Raw genomic sequence first — 17,604 nt, forward strand, 5'->3', positions numbered from 1 at the left:
CGTTGACACTGCACCGTGGCGCTCCCTACGGTGCTAGCGCTGTCATCAGACAGTCCGAGAGGGGAGGAGCACGCCATGTCCCTGCACCGCAGAGCGCTGCTGGCGGGCGCCGTGAGCGCCGCCGCGGCGGGCCTGCTGTCCGGATGCGGAGGAAAGGACCTCGACGACCTGCTCGCGCAGGCCGCGACCGTTCCCCGGAAACCGGCCCGGCTGACCTGGTGGGTCTCCGAGATCCCCGCACGGCGAGGCGCTGTCGTCGCGGATCTGATCATCCGTGCCTTCGAGCGGCGGCATCCTCGTATCCGCGTCTCGAAGATCAACGCGCTGTCCACCTCGGACGGCAACCGCAGCGCCATCGCCACCCAGCTCGCCGGCGGCTCCCCCCAGCCCGACGTGTACCTGGGCGACACGACGTGGCCCGCGCAATTCGGTCACTCCGCGCTCGCGCTGCCGGTGGAGACGCTGCTTCCGGACGACTTCTGGGACGCTTATCCGGCGGCCCTGCGCAGCAGTTCCACGTACCGGGGCAAGGTCTACGCGGTGCCGTTCTTCACCGACAGCACCTACCTCTTCTACCGCAAGGACCTTCTCGCCAAGCACGGGCTGCGCGTTCCCCGCAGCTGGGAGGAGCTGCTGCACACCTCCCGCACGGTGCAACGGGCCGGTGACGCGGAGGCCGGGTTCATGTGGCAGGCGGCGGTGACCGAGTCGCTGACGGCAAACGTCACCGAGTTCCTCGCCGACGCGGGCGCCGCCGTCCTGGACGGGCGGGGCAGGGCCGTACTGGGCGGAGCGGCGGCGGAGCGGGCATTCTCGCTGATGGCCGAGTTCACCGCTCGCGGGGTCACGCCCCCCACTGTGGCCACGTATCAGGAATCGGACGCGCAGGACGCCTTCGTCAACGGGCGCGGGCTGTTCCTGCGCAACTGGTCGTACGCCTGGGTCAACGCGAGCACCCCCGGGGTCTCCCGCGTCGCCGGGAAGGTCGGGGCCGCGCCGCGTCCGGGCTTCGAGGGCACCGGCCGCTCCGGCGTCTCCTGTGCCGGCGGCTGGAGCAATTTCGTCAACCCCAGTTCCCAGGAGCTGGGCGCCGCCATGGAGTTCGCCCGGTTCTGCGCCGGAGGCGAGGTGCAACGCCTCCTGGCCCGGGAAGCCGGTGTCATCCCCGCGATGACCTCCGTGCTCGACGGCCGGGAGGCGCGCGCCGCCGGTGACCCGACGGTCTTGCGCGCCGCCGACCTGCGGCTGGTCGCCCGGCCCGTGCAGACCCCGTACTACCCGCAGGTCAGCAAGGCGCTGTACACCCCGGCGAACGCCGTCGTGCGTGGCAGCCTCTCCCCCGCGGCCGGCGTCCGCGCCGCACGCGAGGGGCTGCGTACGGCCCTGGAAGGAAAAGCGCTGTGAGTTCCGTACTGCAGACGAAGACGGCGGGAACGCCGTCGAAGGGCGAGGGTGGCGGCGCACGTGCCGGGGCCTCGCGGCAGTCCCCGATGAGCACACCCCCGGGCTCCGCCGCCCGCCGTCGCGCTCGCACCGGGTGGCTGTTCGCCTCCCCCGCGCTCCTGATCATCGCCGCGGTGACGGTCTTCCCCGTCGCCTTCTCGCTGGTGCTGTCGTTCTGCGAGGTCCGGCTCGAGTACGGCGGCCTGCGGCTCGGCTCGCCCACCCTCGCTCACTACGAGGCACTCCTGACGCACTCCGAGTGGTACCGGGCCCTCGCGTTCACACTGGGCTTCACGATCGTCTCGGTCTTCATCGAGCTGGTTCTCGGGACGCTCACGGCGCTCGTCCTGGAACGGCTCGGCGCCGCCCGTGGCTGGATCCTCGCCCTGCTTCTGCTGCCCTGGGCGCTGATCAATGTGATCGCCGCACAGCTGTGGTCGTACCTGTTCAACGGGGGCTATGGCGCGGTGAGTTGGCTGTGTGAGGAGCTGTTCGGCGCCCAGCCCGACATTCTCGGGCGGCCGGTGCCCGCGATGGCGGCGATGGTCGCCGTCGACGTGTGGAAGACGACACCGTTCGTCGCCATCGTCGTTCTCGCCGGTCTGATGCTCATCCCGGGGGACGTCTACGAAGCCGCCGAGATCGACGGCGCCAACGCGTGGACCACCTTCTGGAGGGTCACGCTGCCGCAGCTGCGGCCCATCGTCGCCATCGCGGTCCTCTTCCGCATCCTCCAGGCGTTCGGCATCTTCGACCTGCCGTTCGTGCTGACCCAGGGCGGTCCGGGCACGGCCACCCAGTCGGTGGCGATCCTCGGGTACCGCATCCTCTTCCAGAATCTCGACTTCGGAGGCGGCGCCGCCGTCGCGGTCACCACCGCTGTCATCGTCCTGGGCTGCTGCCTGTTGTTCCTGCGCGTCTTCCGCGCCCACGTCGACGAGGGAGGCCGGGCATGAGCCGCCACGTCCCGCGCACGGGCGTGCGCCGTTACGTCAATGTCGTCAACCTCGGCGGGCTGCTGATCGCCGTATGCGCCACGCTGCCCCTGGTCTGGATGGCGTCCGCCTCCCTGAAGGGGCCCCGCGAGATCAGCGCGACGCCGCCCTCTCCGCTGCCGAGGCACCCCACCCTCAGCAACTACGAGACCGCGTTCGCCCGCAACGGGATCGGCCACTACTTCCTCAACAGCGTCGTCGTGGCCGGTGTCTCCACCGTGCTGATCCTGTCCCTGGCGTTCTTCGCCGGATACGCCCTCGCCCGGCTGCCGCTGCGCGGGCGCGGGGCCGTCATGACAGCGCTGCTGATGCTGTCGGTCTTCCCGCCGATCGCCCTGCTCGTCCCCCTGTTCCTGATGGAGCGCCAGGCCGGGCTGCTCAACAGCTATCCGGGCCTGGTCATCCCGTACGTGGCGCTGAATCTGCCGTTCGCGGTCTGGATCATGCGCAACTACCTCAGCGGCATTCCGGGCGAGCTGGAGGAGGCCGCCGTCGTCGACGGCGCCGGCCCGCTGCGCACCGCCCTGACGGTGATCCTGCCGCTGGCCCGGCCGGGGCTGTTCACGGCTGGGGTGTTCTCCTTCACCGCGACCTGGTCGGAGTTCCTGCTCGCGCTCACCTTCAACGGCTCCGATGACCGCCGCACCGTCTCCGTCGGCATCGCGCTGTTCACCAGCCAGTACCAGGTTCCGTACGGCGTGATCTTCGCCGGCGCCATGGTGGCCACCGTGCCGATCGCGCTCCTGGTGCTGATCTTCCGCCGGTCGGTCGTCTCCGGCATGACCACCGGCGCCGTGAAGGGCTGAGCGGCCCCGCACGAAGCCGCGTCCCGCGTGACGGCCGCCCCCGGCGGTTCCCTCCACCTGTCCGCACACCCGCACCCGACCCTGGGCACGCGCCCGAGAGGTTCACAGATGCCCCACCGCGACTCCCCCGCCCCTTCCCCGCACGATGCGGACTGGTGGCGGCAGGCCGTCGTCTACCAGATCTACCCTCGCAGTTTCGCCGACTTTGACGGTGACGGCATCGGTGACATCCCCGGCGTCACCTCCCGGCTGCCCTACCTCGCCGACCTCGGCGTGGACGCCGTCTGGCTGAGCCCGTTCTACCCCTCGCAGCTCGCCGACGGCGGCTACGACGTCGCCGACTACCGCGACGTCGACCCCCGGCTCGGCACCCTCGACGACTTCGACGAGATGGTCGGCGCGGCCCGCCGGCTCGGCCTGAAGATCATGGTCGACATCGTCCCCAACCACTCCTCCGACCAGCACGTCTGGTTCCAGAAGGCGCTCGCGGCCGCGCCCGGCTCGGCCGCCCGCGAGCGCTACGTCTTCCGCGACGGCCGGGGGGAGGACGGTGAACTGCCGCCCACCGACTGGCCGTCCAGCTTCGGCGGCCCCGCCTGGACCCGGGCGCCGGACGGCCAGTGGTACCTGCACCTCTACGCCCCCCAGCAGCCCGACTTCAACTGGGACAACCCCGAGGTCCGCGAGGACTTCCACGACACCCTGCGGTTCTGGTCCGACCGGGGCGTCGCCGGTTTCCGCGTCGACGTCGCCCACGGCCTCGCCAAGGACCTGCGCGCACCGCTGCGCGACCTCGGCGAGCAGCGGAATTACCAGCCCGACGAACTGCCGGACGACGGCAGTCATCCGCTGTGGGACCGCGACGCGGTGCACGAGATCTACCGCGGCTGGCGGCAGGTCTTCGACGCGTACGACCCGCCGCGCTTCGCCGTCGCCGAAGCCTGGGTGCGTGCCTCACGGCGTACGGCCTACGCCTCCGCGGACGGGCTGGGCCAGGCGTTCAACTTCGATTTCCTCGGCGCCCGGCTCGACGCCGCCGAGCTGCACACCATCATCGACTCCGCCCTCGCCGACGCCCGCGCCGCGGGGGCGACCAGCACCTGGGTGCTCTCCAACCACGACGTGGTGCGTCATGTCTCGCGCTACGCCCTGCCCGGCGACTGCACCAAGCGCGATATCGAGGCGTGGCTGCTCACCGACGGTCGGGAACCGGCCCCGGACCTGCCGACGGGTGTGCGCAAGGCGCGTGCCGCGGCGCTGTTGATGCTGGCGCTGCCCGGGTCCGCGTACCTCTACCAGGGCGAGGAGCTGGGTCTGCCCGAGGTCGCCGACCTGGACCGCGCGGACCTGCGGGACCCGATGTGGGTACGCAGCGGCGGACGCGTCAAGGGCCGCGACGGCTGCCGGGTGCCGCTGCCGTGGACCCGCGGGGGCACGAGCTTCGGATTCGGCCCCGGTGGCTCGTGGCTGCCGCAGCCCGCCGGCTGGGGCCGGTACGCGGCGGACGCGCAGCGCGGTGACAAGCAGTCCTTCCTGGAGCTGTACCGCGAGGCCCTGCGGCTGCGCCGCACGCTGGTCGCGGACGAGCGGCTGGAGTGGGTCGGCTCGCGGGAGCGGACGCGTCAGGGGCTGCTGCACTTCGCCCGCGCCGGCGGCTGGCACACCGTCGGCAACCTCTCCGGGGAGCCCGTCCCGCTGCCGCGGGGTGAGGTTCTTCTCGCCTCCGGCCCGCTGACCGGTGGCGAGCTCCCGCCGTGGACGACCGCCTGGCTGCGGACCGGGGCCGCTTCCGACCGCTGAGGAGCGGTGCCGGGCTCGCTCCGTGAGGCCGGCCGGTGGTGCCGTTCGACCGTGCGCCGGGGGACGTACGGCCGGGCGGCAGCGGTCGCCCAGGCGGTCACCGCGCGGGCCGCCGGCTCACGGGCGGGCCCCGCGACGCCAGCGCTCGGGGTCGATCCGGCCCGCGTACAGGGAGAGTTCGAGCGGCGGCCGGCCGTCCTCGAACGGGTCCCACACCCGGGTGAGGCCCGCGGTTCCCCGCGTGCGCACCCGGCGGGCCTCGGCGAGGTCGAGCACGTCCGTCAGAACCTCTTCCGGGCCGGGCCCGGCCTCGGCCCGCAGGTGCCCCTCGGGGTCCACGACGACGCTGCGCCCGACGCCGTCCGGCGCCGCCGCGTTGAGGCTGGCCATGAACACCTGGTTCACGATCGCGTTGGCCCGCGCGAGCACGACTTCCTGGGCGCGGTCGACGGTGGGCGTGCGCACCAGGTTCAATACGAGGTCGGCGCCCTGCCACGCCAGGTGGCGGGTGATCTCGGGGAACCAGGCGTCGTAGCAGATCGTCAGGCCCACGCGTCCGTGGTCCGGCATGTCGAAGACCACGAAACTGCTGCCGGACGCCGTGGTCTCGTAGGGCCGCCACGGGAAGATCTTGCGGTACTCCGCGACCCGTTCGCCCGCGGGCGAGTAGACGGGGGCCGTGTTGTAGATCCGGCCGTCCGCGCCCTGCTCGTAGACGCTGCCGGGCACGAGCCAGATGCCCAGTTCGCGGGCGAGGGACGCCAGCCGGGTGCCGCGGGGGCCGTCCAGCGGCCGGGCCGCCGCGGTCATGACCGTCTCGGCGTCCTCGCCGGGCTTGTGGCCGCACAGGTGCAGTTCCGGATACGCGAGCAGCCGGACACCGGGATGCGCCTCGGTGACGCGGCGTACGTCCGCGGCGAACGCGTCCGGATCGTCGGCGGCGTGATGCCGCGCGGCCGTCTGGACGAGGCCTATCGGCAAGGGGATCGTCATCGCAGGGAAAACCTTCCGCGCAGGGGGTATCCGGGGGCGCGGACGAGCCAATCATCGGCACCTTCCACGGGACAAGGCCCCTTCTTCCAGCGGCATCCACAGGGAGACCCAGTGGGTCCGGAGCGGCACCCATCCGGCGGCCGCGCCGGAGTTCCGTGGTAGAACGACAATCATCGCGTCCGTGACGCGGATCACCGACTCGACAGGACACAGGCGACGTATGACCCTCAACCAGCTGAGGGCCTTCGTCGAGGCGGAGCGGCTCGGGTCGTTCACCGCAGCGGCGCGGGCCATGGACATCGCCCAGGCGTCGGCCTCCGAACTGGTGCGCCGGCTGGAGGCGGAACTGGACGCCGAACTGTTCGCGCGCGGCAGCCGCACCCTGACCCTGACCTCGGCCGGCCAGGAACTGCTGCCGTACGCCCAGCAGGCGCTGGAGGCCGCCGAGAGCGGGACCCGGGCGGTGCGCTCCCTGAGCTCGCTGGGCGGCGGGACCGCCACCTTCGGTGTGCTCCGCAACGCGGACTACTACCTGCTGTCCAACCTCGTGCAGATGTTCCACGCCCGGTATCCGTCCGTCCGGGTCCGCCTCGTGGGGCAGAACTCGGCCGAGACCGCGGCGGCCGTGGCCGCGGGACGGATCGAGGCGGGCCTGGTCGTCCTGCCGATCGACGACGAGGGGCTGATGGTGACACCGCTCCTTCGCGACGAGGTGTTCTTCGTCAGCGCGAGCGAGGAACGCACCCGCACACCGATGACGATGGAGACCTTCGCCCGGACACCCCTGGTCCTCTACGACGCCCACTACGGGTGGCAGGACCCCACCCGGCGGCAGCTCGCGGAGCGGGCGCAGCTCGCCGGGGTCAGCATCGATCCGCTGATCGAGCTGGAACATGTCGAGGCCGCGCTGGGCTTGGTGGCCGCCGGGGTGGGCGACACGATCGCCAGCCGGGCGGTGATCGCCGGACCGGCGTTTCCCGCGGGGCTGCGCACCGCGCCGTTCGCCGACCCTCTCTACGACACGATCGCCCTGGTCAAACGGCGCGGGCATCCGCTGTCGCGGGCCACGCGGGAGCTGGCCCGGCTCGCCGAGGACACCTTGCGCGAACTCCGTACCGACCTCGGCCTCTGATCGGCCGGGCGCACGGGGCGTGGGTGGGCACGCCCCGAAGGTCAGGGAAACCCTGTGGTTCGGACAGGAATGGACCCTCTGGTCCTGTGGTGCCGCGACGTCTAGCGTCCCTGCCATGCAGATCACGCACGACGAAGCCCAGGCCCTTCCCCCGTTCCAGTGGCTCAAGAAGCCGTCCGTGGACGGTCCCCCCGCCCAGCGCGACCCCAAGGTGGTCGAGCGGGTCTCGCAGATGCTGAAGGAGATCGAGCACAAGGGCATGGACGCGGTGCGCGCCTACGCCCAGGAGCTGGACGGCTGGTCCGGCGGCCCGGAGGTCGGGGCCGCCGAGCTGAAGAAGGCGGGGGACGCCCTGCCCCCGGACGTGCGCACCGCTCTGGAGATGGGCTACGAGCGCACCCACCGGTTCGCCGCCGCGCAGCGCGAGCACCTGACGGACTTCGAGGCCGAGGTCGCTCCCGGTGTCGTCGGTGGCCAGCGCTACGTTCCCGTCTCCCGCGTCGGCGCCTACCTGCCGGCCGGTCGTTTCCCGCTGCTGGCCAGCGCCTTCATGACGGTGAACGTGGCGAAGACCGCCGGGGTGCCCACCGTGCTGGCGTGCACTCCCCCGTCGGGTGAGCACGGCGCGCATCCCGCCGTGCTGTACGGCGCCTATTTGTCGCGTGCCGACCGGGTCTTCGCGCTCGGTGGTGTCCAGGCGCTCGGAGCGATGGCCTTCGGTCTGCTCGGCGAGGCCCCGGTCGACATGCTGGTCGGCGCGGGCAACGCGTTCGTCACCGAGGCGAAGCGGCAGCTGTTCGGCCGGGTCGGCATCGACCTGCTGGCCGGCCCCTCCGAGGTCGCCGTCATCGCCGACGACAGCGCCGATCCGGTGTGGGTCGCGGCGGACCTGCTGGGCCAGGCCGAGCACGGCCCCAACTCGCCCGCCGCCCTGATCACCACGTCCGAGCAGCAGGGGCGCGCCGCGATCGCGGAGGTGGAGCGCCAGCTGGCGTCCCTGGCCACCCGGGACATCGCGGGCCCGGCGTGGCGCGACTTCGGTTCCGTCATCGTGGTGGAGGACCGGGCCCACGCCGTCGCCGTGGCCGACATGATCGCTCCCGAACACCTGGAGATCCAGACCGGGGACGACGACTACTACCTGGAGAACCTCTCCAACTACGGCTCGCTGTTCATCGGGGCGTGGTCGACGGTCGCCTACTCCGACAAGGGCATCGCGGGCACCAACCACGTGCTGCCCACGGGCAAGACCGCCCGCTACAACGCGGGGCTCTCCGTCTCCCGGTTCCTGAAGCCGCTGACGTACCAACGCGCCTCGCAGGAGGGGACCGCGTCCCTGGCTCCCGCCGTCGAGCGCATCTCGGCGTTCGAGGGGCTGGCCGCCCACGGCGCCACCGCGACGCTCCGCATCGACCGGATCGGGCGGACGTCCGGCGCGTTCAACGACGTTCCGGCCGCTCTGCGCGACCAGCTCTGATCCCCTCTCGTGCCGCCGCGTCGCGTGCGGCGGCACGGGACCGCCGGTGCGGCCGCCACCGTCGCCTACATCGCCGGGGTGCTCCAGGAGCGGCCGGCCTGACGGCCGTGACGGCTCATTGGGCGCGGGCGTGGGTGGCGCGGGGGACGAACTCGGTCGGCAGGACCAGGCGTTCACCGGCCGGGTCGACGTCCTCGGCGATCCGCCGGACCAGCAGACGCGCCGCCTGACGCGACAGCTCCCGCAGGTCGTGCCGGACGGTGGTGAGCTGGAACACCTCCCAGGCGGCCATCGGAAGGTCGTCGAAGCCGATGACGGTGAGCTCGTCGGGGATTTTGACACCAGCGGCGAGAGCCGCGTTCAGGACACCGATGGCGACGACGTCGTTGCCGCAGAACACCGCCGTGGGTGCCTCGTCCGCCTCGAGCAGGGCGGGCAGCGCCCGGTAGCCGGTGTCGTACTCGAAGGCTCCGCGCACCACCCGGTTCTCCGGCAGCCCCACGCCCGCCTCGGCGAGAGCCCACCGGAAGCCCATTTCGCGCTCGCGCCCCGTCGTGGTGTTGGCCGCGCCGAAGATGCCGGCGATACGCCGGTGTCCCAGGGCCACGAGTTCCCGGGCGACGAGCCGTCCGCCGCCCTCGTTGTCGACGACGGAGGCGAAGTCGCCGGCCCGGCCCGTGTCGCGGTTGAGGAAGACGTAGGGCACGCCGCGTCCCTCCAGCTGGGCCGGCAGGCGGGAGTCGGTGGTGGCTGTGGTGAGGACGACGCCGTCCATCGACTGGTCGAGCAGCTTCTGCTCGGCGACCGCCTCGTCGGACCGCTCGGTGATCAGCATCATCCGGTAGCCGAGGTCGCTCAGTTCGTCGTGGAGCGGGGCGATGAGATGCGGGTAGAACGGGTTGGTCAGGTCGGTGACGATGACACCGATCCGCCGCGTGGCACGCGTCGAGAGGGTGCGTCCGGCCTCGCTCGGCACGTAGTTCAGCGCCTGGGCGGCCCGCTTGACCTTCTCGCGGGTGGCCTGGGACACGCGCGGGTCGTCACGCAACGCGCGGGAGACCGTGGGCTGCGAGACACCGGCCAGCCTGGCCACGTCGTGACTGGTGATCCCCATCGGCTCTCTCCTCGCTGCCACCGGCGCCCCCCGGTGGCGCACCCGATTCAGTATACGTATGTCAAAACACGGTCGCACCCCTCTTGACATCCTCCGATCCAGTGCCTGTCATGGAATGCATACGTATTCCTAGCCAAGGAGCGGTCATGCCCGATGTCGTCGTATCGCCCAGTGAGCTGGCCCGCCGTACGGTGCGCCGCAGCGACTTCGTCTCCTGCAACCAGGCATTCATCGACTGCCGTACGCCCGGTTCGGATCGCAAGGAGAACTACGCGATGATCGGGCCGGGCGTCTCGCAGGCCGCCGGCCAGCACGTCAACCTCCGGCTGCCGCACGGCTACAACATCGGTGCCGCCGCGATGCCGCACGGCATCACCAACAACCTGCACCTGCACTACACGGCCGAGGTGTTCATCTGCACCGCGGGCGAATACCTGCTGCGCTGGGGCGTCGACGGCACCGAAGGCGAACTCACGCTCAGGGCCGGTGACATCGCCTCCGTCCCGGCCTGGATCTTCCGCGGATTCACCAACACCGGACCGGACGACGGCTGGCTGTTCACCGTGCTGGGCATGGACGACACCGGCGGCATCATCTGGGGCCCGTCGGTCCTACGGGAGGCGCGGAACCACGGCCTGTACCTCACCGCCGACAACAAGCTCGTCGACACCGTCGCCGGCGACACCGTCCCGCCGGAGTCCGAGCTCGTCACCCCCCTGGCCCAGGAACACCTCGACCGGCTGCGCCACTACACCCCCGACGAGATGAAGCGCCGGATCGCCGCCGCGGACGAGCTGGTGTTCTCCGATCGCCCCTTCCTCGACAGCACCCTGCCCGGCGGCGGCGCCCGTCTGAGCTGCGTCATCGGCTACGGCATGACCGAGGACCCGCACCAGGAGCCCCGCGTGTCCAATCCGCACGGGCACAACGTCGCCTGGCTCCGCGCCGACCCCGGGCAGGGTGTCTCGGCGCACCGACAGCACGAGACCCAGACCCTGATCGTGAAGGACGGTCTGTGGGAGATCACCCTCAACCGCACCGACCCCGTCTCGGTGCGTCTCGGCCCCCGTGACATGCTCTCCGTCCCGCAGGACGCCTGGCGCTCCGTGCGCAACGTCGGCGAGGAGCGGAGCGACCTCCTCGTGGTCAACTCCGGTGACGGACGCGTCCGCCTGGAGTGGGACGAGGAGGTGCGCAAGGCCGCGGCGGACGCGGGCCTGGGCATCGACCACAACGGGTACGTCGCCCCGTACGCGCTGCTGCCCCGCTCCGCGCGCACCTGGTGACCGGCGTGCCGTACGAGGACAGGGCCGGTCCGCTGCCGCTCGTCGTCGTGCCCGGAATGCTCTGCGACGCGAGTCTGTGGCGCGACGTCGACTTTCCCGAAGGCCACGACGTCCACCACATCCCGCTGCGGCGAGCGGACATCGGGGCGCTCGCCGAGGACGTGCTCGCCACGGTTCCGGGCCCATTCGTGCTCGTCGGCCTCAGCCTGGGGGCCGTCGTCGGCTTCGAGGCGCTGCGCCGGGCGCCCGAGCGCATCGCGGGCCTGTGCGTGATGGCGACCAACGCGGGTGCGCCGCGCCCCGAGCAGTACGCGGCCTGGCGGGCGATGGACGAGCTGATCGCGACCGGCCGGTTCACGGACGTCGTCGAGGAGACGCTGCCGGACATGTTCCCCGACCGGTGCCCGACGCCCGAGGCCGCGCGGCGCTACCGCGGCATGGCACACGCCGTGGGCGCCACCGCCGCCCGCGCCCAGCTCGCCGCGCAGGCGACCCGCACGGACGCGACCGGCGTACTGCGTACGGCCCGCTGCCCCACCGTGGTCCTGGCCGGGGCGCGGGACACGCTGTGCCCACCCGCCTTCCACCGGGCGATCGCGGACTCGGTCCCCGGAGCCGGCCTGACGCTGCTGCCCGACGCGGGACACCTGCTTCCGTGGCAACGGCCCGAGGCGGTGACGGCCGCGCTGCGCGAAGTGGTCACGGCCGCCACCAATACGACACCTGCGGCTGCCGCCCCGTGAACTCACCTCCTGCCCCCTTCGTCCCCACTGGAATCGTCCCCACTGGAAGAGAGCCGTCATGCCTCGACACCTCACGTCCCCCGAACCCGGCGCGCACGTGACCGCGGCCCGGCCGGATGTCGCCGAGCGCGTCCACGACCCCCTCGACGACATCCGCCGGCCCGGCGACGACGCCGTCCGCCCGTACTCCGAGTCCGCCGCGCTGCTCGGCGAGGTGTGCGGCCGGGCCCCGCGCCTCGACCTCGCCCGGGGCCACGCCCGCACCGGTGACGCCCGTGCCGCCGAGTACGGCAAGGGCACCGTGCCCTGGAACGAGGAGGGCGGCGCATGAGCGGCCGCACCGCACCGCTGACCGGCCGCACCGCGCTTGTCACCGGGGGAGGCAGCGGCCTCGGCCGGGCCATCACACGGTCCCTGCTCGCCGACGGGGCCCGGGTGGTGATCACGGGCCGCGACGAGACCACGCTCAAGGAGACCGTGTCGCGGCTCGGCCCCCAGGTCTCGCACCGCGTCTGCGACGTCTCCCGCCCCGACGACGTCGAGGAGCTCGCCCGAAGTCTGACCGGAGAGGAGATATCGATCCTGGTCAACAACGCCGGGGTCGCCGGGCCGGTGGCACCGCTGACCGAGATCACCCCGCAGGACTGGGACGAGGTCTTCGATGTGAACGTGCGCGGGGTGTTCCTGATGTGCCGGGCCTTCCTGCCCCCCATGACCGGGCGGGGCGCGGGCGACATCATCAACATCGCCTCGGTCTCGGGCAAACGCCCGCTCCTGCGGCGCACCCCGTACTGCGCGTCGAAGATGGCGGTCATCGGTCTCACGACCACGCTGGCCGGCGAGGTCGGGCCGCTGGGCGTCACGGTCAACTCCCTCTCCCCCGGGCCCGTCGCGGGGCCACGCATGGAGCGCAACTTCCGTCTGGAGGCGGAGCGCACGGGCAGCACCTACGCGCAGGCCGAGCAGGCGTTCGTCGCGCGCTCCGCCCTGGGGCGGATGGTCACCGAGGACGAGGTGGGCGAGGCCGTCAGCGCGATGCTGCGCATGCGCGGACTGTGCGGGGCCGACATCGACCTCTCCGCGGGGATGGTGGCCCGGTGACGGCGCGCGGCACACCGCACCGCAGCCTCAAACAGCGCCTGGCGGACGGCGAGCGGCTGCGGGGCATCCTGCTGCGGCTCCCCTCGGAGACGCTGGTGGAGATGGCGGGGGTCGCGGGCTTCGACTATGTCGTCATCGACTGCGAGCACGGGCCGGCCGACACGGCGCTGCTTCAACACCACCTCACGGCCGCCGCGGCGCACGGGATCGACGTGCTGGTCCGCGTGGGCTCGGCTGAGCCGGCGCTCGCGCTGCGCTGCCTCGACCTGGGCGCCGCCGGGCTGATCCACCCGCATGTGGACAGCCGCGAGGACGCCCGACGGGCGGTGGCCGCCAGCCACTACCCACCGTGGGGAGAGCGGGGTTTCGCCACCTACAGCAGAGCGGGCCGGTTCGGCACGGTCACGGCAGCCGACCATGTGGCCGCGTCCCGCGAAACCCTGGTCGTGGCGATGGTCGAGACGCGGCGTGCCTGCGCTGACGCCGACGCGATCGCCGGCACCCAGGGGGTGGACGCGGTCCTGGTGGGCCCCGCCGACCTGGCCGCGGACTGTGGCTTCCCGGAGCCCTGCGTCGTCGACGGGCTGATCGCGCGGGCGCACAACGCGGCGCGCGCCAACAAGCGCGCGGTGATGACGATCGTGCCGACCCTCGACGCCGCCCGGACCGCCGAGCGCCAGGGGGCTCAGCTGATCCTCTACAACATGGCTCATGTGCTCGTGGCCACCTTGCGCCGCCTGGCCTCGTCCGACAGGACGAGCGCGGCCGAAGACCTCGGATGAGACGAGCGCGGCCGAAATCCCCACCTGAGACGAGTACGGCCGAAACCCCGGCCTGAGACGAGCACGGCCGAAATCCCGGCCTGAGACGAGCATGGCCGAAATCCCCGGTCCGACCGGCCGGGGGCAGGCCGCCTTCGCCGACCGACGCGCCCGATGGCGGGGGCGTCGTGTACCCCTGCGTGCCGCGGTGCCGAGCTCTCGGCTGCCGCCTTCCGGGACCGTCGCGTTCTCCCGCGACCAACCCTTGACGCCCCACATCCGGATCCTTAGCGTTCACGACCAATTCATACGCATGCACACCCCGTCCCCGCGCGATCGGAGAAGCCATGTCCGCCGCAGCGCCACCCAGCCCAGCCGTCGACTCCCCCCAGGTCGACCTACATAAGCGGAACGCGATACGCCGAGCCATTGGCGCGGGCAGCATCGGTAATTTCGTCGAACAGTTCGACTACGGACTGTACGGCTACATGGCGCCGATCATGGCTCCGGCGTTCTTCCCCGACAGCGACAGGACCGTGGCGGTGCTGGGCACGTACGCGATCATCGCCGTCGCCTGCCTTTTCCGCCCGCTCGGCGGCACCCTCGTGGGCCGCTGGGGCGACCGGGTCGGCCGCAAGAAGACGCTGCTGTGGACCATCGTGGCCATGGGCGTGGCCACCGCCCTGATCGGGGTCCTGCCCACGTACCAGCAGATCGGCATCGGTGCGCCGATCCTGCTCCTGCTGCTTCGCGTCGTCCAGGGCGCGGTCTCCGGCGGCGAGTATGTCGGAGCCGTCGCGTTCATCGTGGAGTGGGCGGAGCCGAACCGGCGGGCCTACTACACGTCGTACGCCTCCAACAGCTGCTTCGTCGGCACCCTCGCGGGCGCCGGTACGGCGGCCCTGACCAGCTGGGTGTTCGAGGGCCAGGCCCTGGACTCGTACGGTTGGCGCATCCCGTTCCTGCTGGCGATCCCGCTCAGCCTGGTCGGGATGTGGCTGCGTCGTCACATCGAGGAGACCCCGGAGTTCATCCGCGCGACCGAGGAAGGAACGGACGTCGTCAAGGCACCGGTCCGTGAGGCGTTGCGTTCGCAGTGGCGGCCGATCCTGGTCTTCTGCGGAATCTCGATCATGCTCGCGATCCTCTCCTACAGCTGGGTCACCTTCTATCCGCAGTACCTGACCGGCACGCTCGACCTGCCGCGCTGGATGGGCCTGGCCTCGAACGCCATCTCCATCGCCGTCCTCATCCCGACCCTGCCGCTGGCCGGCATGCTGTCGGACCGCATCGGGCGCAAGCCGATGCTCGTCACCGGCGCCATCGCCTGCATCGTGCTGGTCCCGATCGCCTTCCGGGTCGGCGAGCACGGCACCTTCGGAACCGCCGTGGCCAGCCAACTCATCTACATCGTGCCGGAATTCTTCCTCACCGGCATCGTCACCGTCTGCGCGGCCGAACTCTTTGCCACCCGCACCCGGTTCAGCGCCAGCGCCATCGCGTACAACAGCTCGTTCTCCATCTTCATGGGCATCACGCCGTTCGTCGCGACGCTGCTGGTCAGCACCTTCGACACCATCTACGCCGTCTGGGCCTATCTGGCGGTGGCCGCTCTCCTGGCCCTGGTCGTCGTGAGCGCCTTCATGACGGAGACCTACCGGAGCCAACTGGGCGCGGACAAGTTCGCCCGCTAGCACAGCGGGAAGCCCGGCTCCGGCGCCCCGGCAGGCAGCCTCCACGACTACCCTCCTGACCATCCACCTACATACGCATTCACACCACTGGAACGGAAGCACCATGCCCCTGGACCCCGTCGCGTACCTCCCCTACAAGGACCCGGACGACTTCATCCGCGAGGTGACCGACCGCATCTGGGTCGACCGCGACATCGCCTACATCGTCGACAACTACGAGCCCGACTCGATCGTGCACACCAGCCTCGGAACCGTCGTCGGCCGTGACGGTGTCATCGAAGGCAGTACGATCCGCATGGCCAGCACGCCGGGCCACATCGGCCAGGCGGAGGACGTGGTGTGGGAGGCGCGCGGCGACGACACCTTCCTCAGCTCCCACCTGGTCTTCTCCGCCGACGAACACCTCGTGGACGGCCGCAGCGTCCGCATCCGCAAACGCACGGTGGCCAACTGCCTGTACCGACGCGGCCGGATGGTCGAGGAGTGGGTGGTGCGCGACGAACTGGCCGACTGCCTACAGCGCGGCCTGGACCCGGCCGAGGCCGCTCGCGAGCTGACCTTCCAGGGGTACAGCGGCTCCATGCTCGACGAGCCGCCGCAAGACGTGCTGCTGAACGGGGTCAGCGGTCCGCGTCCGGACGAGTTCCGTCCCGAGTGCGAGATGGTGCTCGAGTTCATCGACGAGGTGTGGACGCGGCGCCGGCTGCACAGGGTCAAGGACTTCATGGAACGCGATCTGTTCCTCCACACGATCGGCGACCGGACCGTCATCCGCCCCGAGCGCTATCAGAGCGACCTCCTCGCCATGGTCGGCCCCTTCCCCGACGCGCGGTTCGCCGTCCGCGACATCCAGACGAACCACTCCCCGCGGTACGGGGGCCTGCGCGTGGCCGTCCTGTGGACCATGCACGGCAGCTACCGCGGCGTCCCGGCCTTCGGCCCCCTCACCGGCCGGCCGGTCACGGTGCTCGGCGTCTCCCAGTTCCTGATCCTGGAGGGCCGCATCGTGAAGGAGGTCCGCGTCTACGACGAGATCTCGCTGCGTGCACAGATCAACGCGACACGCGAGGACGGCTCGCAGGTCGAGGCCAACATCTACTGAGCTCCCCTGACGTGGGCGGCCCGCCACCGAAACACCGGTGGCGGGCCGCCCGCGTCGGTGCGTGCACGACCGGGCACCGACCGGGGAGCCGGGCCGGCCCAGGCACGCAGCGAACGTCCGGCTCACGCTGCTGTGCGTCTCCCCGTGACCCTGCTTTCGCGCACCAGTGCCTGGAAGCCCCCTAAGCCCCACATGGCCCCGCGGGGGCAGGGAGTATTGACACCCTTCAAGGAGTCTGCGCCGGGACACACGATCCTGCGGGAGCGTCCCGGAGGGCATCGTGGACGGCTACGTGCGCGACAGGCTCGATGAGGTGTGGTGACCCGGCGTCGGTGCGCCAGCGGTGATGCGGGCCGCGGGTGCTTCTCCGCCGCCGTGAGGCGGCGGCCAGGGGGCGGATCAGGCGGCCTGTGCGAGCTGGTCCCGGCAGGGCCGTCGACGGTGGGCCTGGTTCACGGTGCAGGCCCGGCCGCCGGGGGCAACGTCTGCCGTGGCGGGTCGGTCGTGCCCGCGGCGGTGATCAGCGCGGGCAGGTCGGTGACGAGACGCCGTTACGAGGTGGCGCCACGGGTGCGCAGTTCTTCGTTGATGCGCTGGGCTTCTTCGAGTTGGTCTTCGAGGATGATGATGCGGCAGGCGGCTTCGATGGGGGTGCCGGCGTCGACGAGTTCGCGGGCGCGGGCGGCGATGCGCAGTTGGTAGCGGGAGTAGCGGCGGTGGCCGCCTTCGGAGCGCAGTGGGGTGATCAGGCGGTGCTCGCCCAGGGCGCGGAGGAAGGCGGGGGTGGTGCCGAGCATGTCGGCGGCCCGGCCCATGGTGTAGGCGGGGTAGTCATCGTCGTCGAACTTGTCGGCGGGGCGGGCACTGCGAGGGGGCATAGACCTCTTCTTCCATAGGGACGCGTCGAGGGGCCCGAGTGCCGTACCGGCACCCGGGCCCCGAGCTTTCAACACCATCTACCAGCCGACTGCGCCGGCCTTCTTGTTCCGCTGGTCCGCCTGGGAGGGCGGAAGTGCGGGGATCGCGGATGCGTGACCGGGGACCACCTTCCAATCCGGGGCCTGCGGTACCCGGGCGGTGTGCTGCCTCACCCGGGCGATCCTGATGGCGTCTGCTCCTTACCTCATTCGGTTACTCGGTCGTACTGCTGGATACCA

Annotated in this window: 16 protein-coding genes; 13 read left to right on the forward strand and 3 right to left on the reverse strand. The window is 71.4% G+C overall.

Annotated elements, in window-relative coordinates; genetic code table 11:
- Window positions 1–75: 75 nt before the first annotated feature.
- From J2Z30_RS23550 to J2Z30_RS23565, 4 genes are all read left to right on the forward strand, one after another.
- Entirely contained in the window at window positions 76–1,404 is a 1,329-nt protein-coding gene (locus J2Z30_RS23550) for an extracellular solute-binding protein (protein WP_044580338.1), read from the forward strand.
- A complete protein-coding gene (locus J2Z30_RS23555) occupies window positions 1,401–2,399 on the forward strand; it encodes a carbohydrate ABC transporter permease (RefSeq protein ID WP_308280024.1) in 999 nt (332 codons plus the stop codon). Before J2Z30_RS23550 ends, J2Z30_RS23555 begins: the two co-directional genes overlap by 4 nt.
- A complete protein-coding gene (locus J2Z30_RS23560) occupies window positions 2,396–3,244 on the forward strand; it encodes a carbohydrate ABC transporter permease (protein WP_052701897.1) in 849 nt (282 codons plus the stop codon). Before J2Z30_RS23555 ends, J2Z30_RS23560 begins: the two co-directional genes overlap by 4 nt.
- A gap of 108 nt (window positions 3,245–3,352) precedes the next feature.
- Window positions 3,353–5,044, forward strand: a complete 1,692-nt coding sequence (locus J2Z30_RS23565) for a glycoside hydrolase family 13 protein (RefSeq protein WP_044580337.1) — start codon at window positions 3,353–3,355, stop codon at window positions 5,042–5,044.
- 117 nt (window positions 5,045–5,161) lie between these two features.
- On the opposite strand, the gene J2Z30_RS23570 is transcribed toward J2Z30_RS23565, so the two are convergent.
- Window positions 5,162–6,037, reverse strand: coding sequence for a carbon-nitrogen hydrolase family protein (locus J2Z30_RS23570; protein WP_044580336.1), 876 nt, complete (start codon window positions 6,035–6,037; stop codon window positions 5,162–5,164).
- A 220-nt stretch (window positions 6,038–6,257) separates the two neighbouring features.
- Between J2Z30_RS23570 and J2Z30_RS23575 the strand changes: the two genes are divergently transcribed.
- Complete coding sequence (locus tag J2Z30_RS23575) at window positions 6,258–7,169, forward strand: LysR family transcriptional regulator (protein WP_044580335.1); 912 nt, start codon at window positions 6,258–6,260, stop codon at window positions 7,167–7,169.
- Window positions 7,170–7,284: 115 nt separating this feature from the next.
- Window positions 7,285–8,646, forward strand: coding sequence for a histidinol dehydrogenase (gene hisD, locus J2Z30_RS23580; protein ID WP_044580334.1), 1,362 nt, complete (start codon window positions 7,285–7,287; stop codon window positions 8,644–8,646).
- Between the two features lie 115 nt (window positions 8,647–8,761).
- Here the strand turns inward: hisD and J2Z30_RS23585 are convergent, their stop codons facing one another.
- A complete protein-coding gene (locus J2Z30_RS23585; protein WP_078957190.1) occupies window positions 8,762–9,850 on the reverse strand; it encodes a LacI family DNA-binding transcriptional regulator in 1,089 nt (362 codons plus the stop codon).
- Between the two features lie 56 nt (window positions 9,851–9,906).
- On the opposite strand from J2Z30_RS23585, the gene J2Z30_RS23590 reads away from it, so the two are divergent.
- The 7 genes from J2Z30_RS23590 (at window position 9,907) to J2Z30_RS23620 (ending at window position 16,447) form a co-directional block, all read left to right on the forward strand.
- Complete coding sequence (locus J2Z30_RS23590) at window positions 9,907–11,046, forward strand: cupin domain-containing protein (protein ID WP_044580332.1); 1,140 nt, start codon at window positions 9,907–9,909, stop codon at window positions 11,044–11,046.
- 5 nt (window positions 11,047–11,051) lie between these two features.
- Entirely contained in the window at window positions 11,052–11,789 is a 738-nt protein-coding gene (locus J2Z30_RS23595) for an alpha/beta fold hydrolase (RefSeq protein ID WP_308280025.1), read from the forward strand.
- 58 nt (window positions 11,790–11,847) lie between these two features.
- Complete coding sequence (locus J2Z30_RS23600) at window positions 11,848–12,120, forward strand: hypothetical protein (protein WP_044580331.1); 273 nt, start codon at window positions 11,848–11,850, stop codon at window positions 12,118–12,120.
- Window positions 12,117–12,890, forward strand: coding sequence for an SDR family NAD(P)-dependent oxidoreductase (locus tag J2Z30_RS23605; protein WP_044580330.1), 774 nt, complete (start codon window positions 12,117–12,119; stop codon window positions 12,888–12,890). The genes J2Z30_RS23600 and J2Z30_RS23605 overlap by 4 nt, the downstream gene beginning before the upstream one ends.
- Window positions 12,887–13,672, forward strand: coding sequence for an HpcH/HpaI aldolase family protein (locus J2Z30_RS23610; protein ID WP_044580329.1), 786 nt, complete (start codon window positions 12,887–12,889; stop codon window positions 13,670–13,672). The genes J2Z30_RS23605 and J2Z30_RS23610 overlap by 4 nt, the downstream gene beginning before the upstream one ends.
- 326 nt (window positions 13,673–13,998) lie before the next feature.
- A complete protein-coding gene (locus J2Z30_RS23615; RefSeq protein WP_052701895.1) occupies window positions 13,999–15,345 on the forward strand; it encodes an MFS transporter in 1,347 nt (448 codons plus the stop codon).
- A gap of 103 nt (window positions 15,346–15,448) precedes the next feature.
- Window positions 15,449–16,447, forward strand: a complete 999-nt coding sequence (locus tag J2Z30_RS23620; protein WP_044580327.1) for a nuclear transport factor 2 family protein — start codon at window positions 15,449–15,451, stop codon at window positions 16,445–16,447.
- 551 nt (window positions 16,448–16,998) lie between these two features.
- On the opposite strand, the gene J2Z30_RS23625 is transcribed toward J2Z30_RS23620, so the two are convergent.
- Entirely contained in the window at window positions 16,999–17,325 is a 327-nt protein-coding gene (locus J2Z30_RS23625; RefSeq protein WP_044580325.1) for a MerR family transcriptional regulator, read from the reverse strand.
- Between the last annotated feature and the right edge of the window lie 279 nt (window positions 17,326–17,604).

It is taken from the genome of Streptomyces iranensis, from assembly GCF_017874715.1.
Taxonomy (GTDB): Bacteria; Actinomycetota; Actinomycetes; order Streptomycetales; family Streptomycetaceae; genus Streptomyces; species Streptomyces iranensis.

Coding starts and splice junctions, on each gene's coding strand:
- J2Z30_RS23615 (WP_052701895.1), top strand. CDS start 13,999: ATGTCCGCCGCAGCGCCACCCAGCCCAGCCGTCGACTCCCCCCAGGTC.
- J2Z30_RS23565 (WP_044580337.1), top strand. CDS start 3,353: ATGCCCCACCGCGACTCCCCCGCCCCTTCCCCGCACGATGCGGACTGG.
- J2Z30_RS23585 (WP_078957190.1), bottom strand. CDS start 9,850: ATGTCAAGAGGGGTGCGACCGTGTTTTGACATACGTATACTGAATCGG.
- hisD (WP_044580334.1), top strand. CDS start 7,285: ATGCAGATCACGCACGACGAAGCCCAGGCCCTTCCCCCGTTCCAGTGG.
- J2Z30_RS23570 (WP_044580336.1), bottom strand. CDS start 6,037: ATGACGATCCCCTTGCCGATAGGCCTCGTCCAGACGGCCGCGCGGCAT.
- J2Z30_RS23575 (WP_044580335.1), top strand. CDS start 6,258: ATGACCCTCAACCAGCTGAGGGCCTTCGTCGAGGCGGAGCGGCTCGGG.
- J2Z30_RS23605 (WP_044580330.1), top strand. CDS start 12,117: ATGAGCGGCCGCACCGCACCGCTGACCGGCCGCACCGCGCTTGTCACC.
- J2Z30_RS23620 (WP_044580327.1), top strand. CDS start 15,449: ATGCCCCTGGACCCCGTCGCGTACCTCCCCTACAAGGACCCGGACGAC.
- J2Z30_RS23625 (WP_044580325.1), bottom strand. CDS start 17,325: ATGCCCCCTCGCAGTGCCCGCCCCGCCGACAAGTTCGACGACGATGAC.
- J2Z30_RS23550 (WP_044580338.1), top strand. CDS start 76: ATGTCCCTGCACCGCAGAGCGCTGCTGGCGGGCGCCGTGAGCGCCGCC.
- J2Z30_RS23590 (WP_044580332.1), top strand. CDS start 9,907: ATGCCCGATGTCGTCGTATCGCCCAGTGAGCTGGCCCGCCGTACGGTG.
- J2Z30_RS23600 (WP_044580331.1), top strand. CDS start 11,848: ATGCCTCGACACCTCACGTCCCCCGAACCCGGCGCGCACGTGACCGCG.
- J2Z30_RS23560 (WP_052701897.1), top strand. CDS start 2,396: ATGAGCCGCCACGTCCCGCGCACGGGCGTGCGCCGTTACGTCAATGTC.